The sequence below is a fragment of the Candidatus Hydrogenedentota bacterium genome (assembly GCA_018005585.1).
Taxonomy (GTDB): Bacteria; Hydrogenedentota; Hydrogenedentia; order Hydrogenedentales; family JAGMZX01; genus JAGMZX01.
The window spans coordinates 1-7,970 of the sequence record JAGMZX010000205.1 but is presented as its reverse complement, the minus strand read 5'-3'; the positions used below and the strand labels follow the sequence as shown (position 1 = coordinate 7,970).

5 protein-coding genes are annotated in these 7,970 nt (G+C 65.3%); all 5 read left to right on the top strand.

Annotated elements, in window-relative coordinates:
- Positions 1-123 precede the first annotated feature (123 nt).
- The 5 genes from KA184_21995 to hemC all read left to right on the top strand — a co-directional run bounded on the left by KA184_21995 (position 124) and on the right by hemC (position 7,919).
- Positions 124-3,108: a penicillin acylase family protein gene (locus tag KA184_21995; GenBank protein ID MBP8132261.1), complete on the top strand. Its 2,985-nt coding sequence runs from the start codon at positions 124-126 to the stop codon at positions 3,106-3,108.
- 98 nt (positions 3,109-3,206) lie between these two features.
- Positions 3,207-4,022, top strand: coding sequence for a glycerophosphodiester phosphodiesterase family protein (locus tag KA184_21990; GenBank protein MBP8132260.1), 816 nt, complete (start codon positions 3,207-3,209; stop codon positions 4,020-4,022).
- An 80-nt stretch (positions 4,023-4,102) separates the two neighbouring features.
- Positions 4,103-4,951 carry a cytochrome c biogenesis protein CcsA gene (gene ccsA / locus KA184_21985; protein MBP8132259.1) on the top strand — a complete coding sequence of 283 codons (849 nt, stop codon included), beginning with the start codon at positions 4,103-4,105 and terminating at the stop codon, positions 4,949-4,951.
- Positions 4,948-6,222, top strand: a complete 1,275-nt coding sequence (locus tag KA184_21980) for a glutamyl-tRNA reductase (protein MBP8132258.1) — start codon at positions 4,948-4,950, stop codon at positions 6,220-6,222. Before ccsA ends, KA184_21980 begins: the two co-directional genes overlap by 4 nt.
- On the top strand, positions 6,222-7,919 hold the full coding sequence (gene hemC, locus KA184_21975) for a hydroxymethylbilane synthase (GenBank protein ID MBP8132257.1): 1,698 nt from the start codon (positions 6,222-6,224) through the stop codon (positions 7,917-7,919). Before KA184_21980 ends, hemC begins: the two co-directional genes overlap by 1 nt.
- Positions 7,920-7,970 lie beyond the last annotated feature (51 nt).

The window sequence follows — 7,970 nt, the reverse complement described above, 5'->3', positions numbered from 1 at the left end:
CCGGAAGGCGTTCCCGCGTGCGGATTTTGGCTATAATCGTGCCCCGTGAGCGGGTTGGCAAAAACAGAACATGCGTGGACGGCGCACGCGGCGCTTTCGTGCGCTGTCGCGGCGTTGTGTTGCGTGGCGATTGATGCACAGCCCGCGCTGGACCCGGCGCTGATGTGGCTGGATGCCACGCTCTACCGTGATGAATGGGGCGTGCCGCACGTCTACGCGCGGGACCCGCGCGCGCTGGCGTTCGCGTTCGGCTACGCACAGGCGGAGGACCACCTGGAACCGATGCTGTTCGCGTACCGGGTCGCGAACGGGCGCGCGGCGGAGATTGCGGGCGAGCCCTACGCGAATTCGGACGCGTTCTCGATTTCGATGGGGCACGCGCGGCTGGCGGTCGCTGCGCTGGACGTGGTGGACCCGGTCACGCGCGACTTGTGCGAGGGATTCGCGCTCGGGGTGAACGCGTGGATAGCGCAAAACCCCGCGGAGACACCCCCGTGGTGCGAAGGAGTGAGTCCGCCGGACGTGCTGGCGCTGTGGCACGCGTTCCTGATGAGCATGGCGCCGTGGGACCTGCCGGAGTTGTACCATCGCCCGCGCGCAATCGAGACGGGCAACGCCTGGGCCCTGGCGCCCGCGCGGACGGAGCAGGGCAAGACCTTGCTGGTGATCAATCCGCACGACTACTTCGACGGCCCGTTCCGCTGGTACGAGGCGCACCTGGCCGCGGGCGACCTGGACGTAACGGGCGTGACGCTGTACGGGTTGCCGGTCATTATCCAGGGGCACAATGGCTATCTGGGCTGGGCACTGACCCCGAACTGGCCGGATTTCGCCGATATCTTCGAGGAGCAGTTTGCCCAGCCGCAGCGCAATCCCAATGACCCGCGGCTCCCGCGTTTCGACGCGGAATTCATGCTGGGTCTCGAATTCATGTCGAACGCGCGGCCCTATTATGTGCGCACGCCCGCAGGGCTTGAGGAACGGTTCACGCCCGCGCTCATCAATTCGCGCGGACCCGTGTTTCAGGCCGGCGGCGGCGGGCTGCATTCCTGGCGGATTGGCGGCTATCGCGATTTTGGCGGGTTCTATCAACTCATGGAAATGGGCCGCGCGCGGGACCTTGGCGCGTTCCAGGCGGCGCTGATGCTGCAGCAGCTGCCGTGTTTTCACGTGCTCTATGCGGACCAGGCGGGCAATCTCTTTTACACCTATAACGCCAAAACCGGCACGCGTGAACTGCCGCCTCCCGTCCTGGAAGAACGGGAAAAGAGCGGGCGTCCCCCGATTACGTGGCAGACGCCGGAAAAGGCGGCGCTGGACGGGACCGCCTGGGTGTCGGTCTTTCTGCCGGACCAGTTGCCGTATGTCATGAACCCGAAGGCGGGTTATCTGCAGGCGTGCGGCAATCCGCCCTGGTCCGCGACGGACGACGCCGGCCCGCAGCCGGAGGCGTGGCCGCCGTGGCTCATCCAGGATATCGATACGCCGCGCGCGCAACGGGTCCGCCGGCTGCTGCGCACGGGGCAACGCGGTTTCCGGGACATGCAGTCGATGGTCTACGACGCGCTGGCGCCCGCCGCCGCCGAATTGACGCCCGTGTTGATAGAAGCCGCCGGTGCGCGGCCCGATTTCGTGAAGGCAGCCCATCCCGACCTGGCGGGCGCCCTGGACTTGCTGCAGTCGTGGAATTGCGTGGCCGATGTGCCGTTCGAGGGCATGACCTTTTATCATGCGTGGTGGACGGACCTCGTGCAGCGGGCGGCGCCCGTGTTTCCGTCTTCCGCCGCGTTGCACGGCGCGATGATGCGCAAGGACCCGCAGGTCCTGGAACTTGCCTTGAACGCCGCGGCGGAAGCCGCGCGGAGTCTGCGCAATACCTTTGACTCAATCCGGATCCCATGGGGCGATGCGCACAAGATCCGCCGCGGCAAGCGCGAGGAGGCAATCGGCGGCTCCGCTTCCGGCGACCCCGTTTTCCGCATGGGCGATTCATTGTTCGACCGGGGCGCGTGGTACGCCACTTACGGCTGCGCGCATGCGTTCGTCATTGAGTTCGACGACCCGCCGCGCATGGTCAGCGTCGCGCGGTTCGGCGCTTCCGATAACCCGGACTCGCCTCATTTCGATGATCAATTGGACCTGCTCCTCGAACACCGCTTCAAGGTAAACCGCTTCACGCGCGATGAGGTCTGGCGCTACGCGCAGTCCGCCTACGGCCGCCGCGTGACGCTGTTTCCCCTCGGGGTGACCGGGGCGTTCACCTTCGAAGCGCCACGCGAGATTGACGCCGTCCTGCGTACCGCGGCGGAAACGGCCGCGCCGTTGCCCGAAGGACTGATCGCCTTTACGTCCTTCGTGCGGCCGTCGTGCGACCCGGCCAGCACGCCCGTTTCAATTGTTGCGGAGATGGAAGTGCCGCAGACACTATGCCGGCCGGACTTGCTGCCGAACCTCGCCCTGTACGTGTACGAAGAGGGATTGAACTGGCGGCCCGTGCCCGAACAGACGCTGGATGCGGCAGCACGCCGGATCACCGGACGACATAGCGCACTGGGCCTCTATGCCGTGCTCGGCCCGGCATGGTGCGGAAGCGAATCCGCCGTTCAAGAACCCGTGCAGGCCGAGCCGTCGCCCGAGCCTGCGCCAGAGTTGCCCACGGACCTGCCGCAGATATGGGACGCCGCCGGACAGGAGCCGCCGGGCAAATTCAAATTCGAAGTGCTGGTGCCCGTGCCCGAAAAGGACGAGGAGGAGCCGGCGGCGCTTCCGCCGGCGTTTCTGGATCCCAACCGGGAACGGAAGTTCCGCATCGAGCCGGTCGGCGGCGCGTCCGTTGCGCCGGAACCCGGCACGGAACCGGAAAATCCCGCCGCCGCACCGCCGGAACCGCCCCTCGCTCCTTCCGCGCACGAATCGGCGCCTTCCGCAACGCCCGAACCCGCACAGGAAACAACGCCTGGAGCCACGACAGAGGCGGCGCCCGCGGAGAGACTCGAAACGCCGCCGGAAGCCGCGCCCGAACCCGCGCCGACTGCGGGGACCGATGCGGGGCAGGGGAGCGGCGATGGCAAGCCGAAGTTCCGGCTGGAACGGCTGAATCGGGAGTGAGGAGCATGACTATGCGCGACTTGGCAATGATATGTAGCGTTTTGAGTTTGTTTTTGTGTGTAATTGTGCGCGCTGTGGGGGCGGAGGACGCTCGGCCGATGGTGTATTTTCAGGCGCATCGCGGGGGACTCGAAGAGGCGCCGGAAAACACGCTGGCCGCGTTGGAGCATGCGTGGAGCATCCCGGGTGCGGTGCCGGAAATTGACCTGCGCACAACGCAGGACGGCGTTGTGGTGTGCATGCATGACGAGACACCCGCGCGCACGACGAATGCGGCGGAACCGTGGCGCGACAGGCAAATTCCGGAGATCCCGTATGAGGTCGTGCGCACCTGGGACGCAGGCGCCACTTTCGATTTGCGATTCGCGGGCGCGCGAGTTCCCGCACTCGATGAGGTGTTCGCGGCGATGCGCGGCAAGCCGGAACGTCAATTGTACCTGGACGTGAAAGACGCGGATGAACAGAAACTTGTGGAAGCGATTCGGGCGGCGGGCCTCGAGCGGCAGATCATTTTCGTACATGGAGAGGTGGAGACGTGCCGCCGCTTGCAGGCGCTCTACGACGGTGCGCGCACAATGACGTGGCTGAGCGGGACGCCCTCGGGCATGAAGGCGCGGTTCGAGGAACTGGCCGCCGCGAATTTTGCCGGTCTCAGCCAGCTGCAGTTTCACCTGCGCGGCCGGCGCGGAAGTTCCGGCATCCAATATGCATTTGACCCGCGCTACTTGCGCGGCGCGGCGGAGCGTGCCCGTGCAGCCGGGATCGATTTGCAGTTGCGGCCGTTTCTTTTCGATGCGCGTTCCCTGCGGGACCTGATAGACGCGGGCATCCGGTGGTATGTAACAGATGCGCCGGGCGCTTTTGCGGCTGCCGTGCAGGAGGCGCTATCCTTATCGCCGTCCGCGCGAAAATAAGGCGCGCAGCAAGAGTTTGGGGTACAGGCGCCGGGAGTCCGCGAAGTCGTGCCTGTCCCCGAGTCAGAAAGGACCATCGGGTGCACGCCGCTATCTATGTTGCTCTCTATGCGGGCGTCGTCTGCTATGCCGGCGCGGCCGCGTTTTCTCTCTGGTTTCTTCGCGAAGAGACGGCGCGCCGTCTGCATGCCGCGGGCCGGCTTGCGATCGCCGGGGCGGTGTTTCTCGCAGTGACCTTCACGCTGCGATACTTGCACTGGCGGCTGCTGCCGATGACGAGTCCGACCGACAGTCTGGTGCTGTTCGTGCTGATGGGCTCAGTGACGGCCTCGGCGGTGCTCTGGGACGAAAAGCGGCGCGCGCTGATGTGTTTCTACATGCCGCCGCTGGCGGTCATCGCGCTGATCGCGGCCTACACGGCGCTGGCCGATTTCGGGGCGGGGCCGAAGCCGCTGACGACGCTGCTGCTGACCGTGCACGTGTCGCTGGCGATGCTGGCGTACGCGCTGTTTCTCATGGCCAGCCTTACGAGCCTCGCCTACGCGTTCCAATCAGGCCGTCTGAAAGGGCACCGTACCACGGGCCTCTTTCTCAAGCTGCCCTCACTCGAGGAACTGGACCGCACCCTGTATCAGCTCATCGCGTTCGGTTATCCCCTCTTCGTGGTGACGCTCTGGCTTGGCCTGTTCTGGGCGTGGTACGACAGCAGTTCGCTGAGCGACACCTGGTGGCTTTCGCCGAAGATTGTGCTGTCACTGGTGATGGCGTTGCTCTATAGTTTCAGCTATCACGCGAGGGCGCGCGGCTGGCTGCGCGGGCCGAAGCTCGCGTACTGTGTTTTCTGGGGGTTTGGCCTGCTGCTCTTCGTATATCTTTTCCTCAACGTTTTGGGACTGACCAACTACAACTTCTGGGGAGGCGCGGCATGACGATTGCCTTGACCGGCATCAGTCACCACACCAGTCCCCTGGCGTTGCGTGAACGGCTCGCGTTTCCCGAGGCGCGCCTTGAGGCGGCATTGCGCGCGCTGAAGAAGCGTTTGCCCGATGGCGGCGCCGTGATCCTGAGCACCTGCAACCGCGTCGAGCTATATGTCCGCGACCCCGGTCCGGCCGAGGAATTGCACGCCGCCTGCCGCGGTTTCCTGTCCGAATGGCATGACGTGCCTCTCGATATGTTCCGCCCGTCGCTCTACGAACTGGCGGGCGCGGAGGCGGTGGCGCACCTGTTTCGCGTGGCGTGCAGCCTCGACAGCATGGTGGTGGGCGAGGCGCAGGTGCTCGGTCAGGTGCAGGACGCCTATCTTACCGCGCAGGCCGCGCAGACGACCGACAAGATTCTCAACGCGTTGTTCCAGCGCGCGCTCAAAGTGGCCAAGGATGTGCGCACCCAGACCAATATTGGCTTGGGAAAGGTATCCGTGCCTTCCGTGGCGGTGGACCTGGCCACGCAGGTCTTCGGCGAACTCGGCACGAAGGCAGTCATGGTGATCGGGTCGGGTGAAACCGGCCAGTTGACGTTGAAAACGCTCATTGCGCGCGGCGTGGGCCGCGTCCTGCTCGCGAACCGGAATATTGACCGGGCGCGGAAACTCGCGGAACGGTTCAGGGGCGAGCCTTTCGGGTTTGACCGTTTGCGCGAATGCCTTGCCCTCGCGGATATTGTCATCAGTTCAACGGCCGCGGAGGAACCTATCCTCGGCCCGGCGGATTTTCAGCGCGCGCTGCGCGAGCGCAACCACGAGCCTATGTTTGTCGTCGACATCGCGGTGCCACGCGATATCGACCCCGCGGTGAACCAATTGGACAATGTCTACCTGTATGACCTGGACGCACTGCAGCAGGTTGCCGACCAGAACCTGGAGGCGCGGCGCGCGGAGATGACCGCATGCGTCGAGATGGTATCCCGGCAGGTGGACAACTTCATGCGGTGGCGAAAGGGGCTGCGCGCCGAGCCGGCGATCGTGTCGATGGCGAACGAACTGAACGTCATTCGCGAGCGGGAATTGCAGAAGACGCTGCACGCGCTGCCCGACCTCAGCGAGAAGCAGCGGGAAGAGGTCGAGTACCTCACAAAACGCATCGTCAATACCATATTGCAGCGGCCCATGACGCAACTGAAACAGGAAGTCACGGAGGATGATTCGGGCCGCGCCCTGTCGTTGATCAAGCGCCTTTTCGGATTGAAGGATGACTTCTGATGGCGAGGCTCGTGATAGGGACCCGCGGCAGCCTGCTCGCGCGGACGCAGAGCGAATGGGTGGCGGCGCAAATGCGCGCGCAATGGCCGGATTGTGAGGTCGTCATCGAGCACATCTCAACGCGCGGCGACAAGATCCGCGATGTTCCCCTGGCTCAAATCGGGGGTAAAGGCCTCTTCACGAAGGAACTGGAAATTGCACTGCTCGACGGGCGCATCGACCTGGCCGTACACAGTCTGAAGGACCTGCCGACCGAGTTGCCGGATGGCCTTGCGCTCGGGGCGGTGCCGGTGCGGGAAGACCCGCGCGACGCGCTCGTCTCGCGGGGCGGCGCGCGGCTGGACCAACTGCCGCGCGGCGCGCGCGTGGGGACTTCCAGCCTGCGCCGCCGTCTGCAATTGATCGCCGTGCGTCCCGACCTGGACGTCGTGGACCTGCGCGGCAACGTGCCGACGCGGCTCCGGCGCGTCAGCGACGGCGACTTGGATGCCGCCGTACTGGCCACCGCCGGATTGCGCCGCCTGGGCGAGAGCCGCGCCATCACGCAGGAATTGCCGCCCGGGGTTATGTTGTCCGCCGTGGGCCAAGGCGCGCTCGGCATCGAAATCCGTGCGGGCGATGAACGGGTCGCCGCGCTTCTTTCGTTTCTACACGATGATGTGGCCGCGGCGGAGATTACGGCGGAGCGGTCCTTGCTCGCCGCGCTGGGCGGCGGTTGCCAAACGCCGGTTGGTGCGCTGGGCCGCGCGGAGGGAGAACGGCTCCGGTTGTACGCGGGCATCTGCGACCCGGATGGCGGGCGCGTGCTGCGCACGGAGGCCGAGGGGCGCTTGGAGGATGCGGAAGCGTTGGGACAGCGCGCCGCGGAAGTGCTGCTCGGGATGGGCGCGGCCGCGTTTGTGCAGAGGGCCGCAAAGCTCGGCCTGGCCGCGGGCAAGCCGCTCAGCGGCAAGCGCATCGTGGTCACTCGCGCACAATCGCAGGCCAGTGACCTTGTGCAGGCCCTGGAGGATTTGGGCGCGTCGACCTTCGCGTTTTCCACAATCGAAATGAAAGGGACTATGCCCGAGACCTGGCCCGCTCCCGCGCCCGCGGATTGGGTCGTGTTTACGAGCGTGAATGGCGTCAAGTACTTCTTCGAATCCCTTGCGATGCGAGGCCTGACGTTGGGCGATTATGCGGTGCCCCGCGTTTGCGCGATCGGTCCGGCGACGGCAGCCGAGATTGAGCAGCGCGATATCGCGGTGGACCTCGTCGCGAAAGAGCAGGCCGCGAGCGGCGTCTTGGCGGCGTTGCTGGAGCGCGAAGGGGATTTTCGCGGCAAGCGCTTCTTGCTGCCGCGCGGGAACCTCGCGAAATCCGGCCTGCCCGGCGCGCTGCGGGAAGGCGGCGCGGAAACGCGTGAAATCGTTGTATATGAGACTCTCGCGCCGCGGATTCCGGAAGAAACCGTCGAAGCGTTGATGGCTTTTGAACCGGACGTTGTCGTGTTTACAAGTTCGTCGACGGTGAAGCATTTCTGCGCGCGATTGCAGGGCAACCGGCTCGAAACGCTCAAGTCACGCGCTGTATTCGCTTCGATTGGCCCGGTCACGACCAAGACCGCGCGCGAATGCGGGCTGGACGTTCAGGTCGAGCCGAGCCAATACGACGTGCCGGCATTATTGCGTGAATTGACCTCTTTCTTCACGAGTTGACCCGCGACGCGCCTCTTTCCGGTCTGGACACGGGTGAATCGCGAGAACATG

Coding starts and splice junctions, on each gene's coding strand:
- KA184_21990 (MBP8132260.1), top strand. CDS start 3,207: ATGGTGTATTTTCAGGCGCATCGCGGGGGACTCGAAGAGGCGCCGGAA.
- KA184_21980 (MBP8132258.1), top strand. CDS start 4,948: ATGACGATTGCCTTGACCGGCATCAGTCACCACACCAGTCCCCTGGCG.
- hemC (MBP8132257.1), top strand. CDS start 6,222: ATGGCGAGGCTCGTGATAGGGACCCGCGGCAGCCTGCTCGCGCGGACG.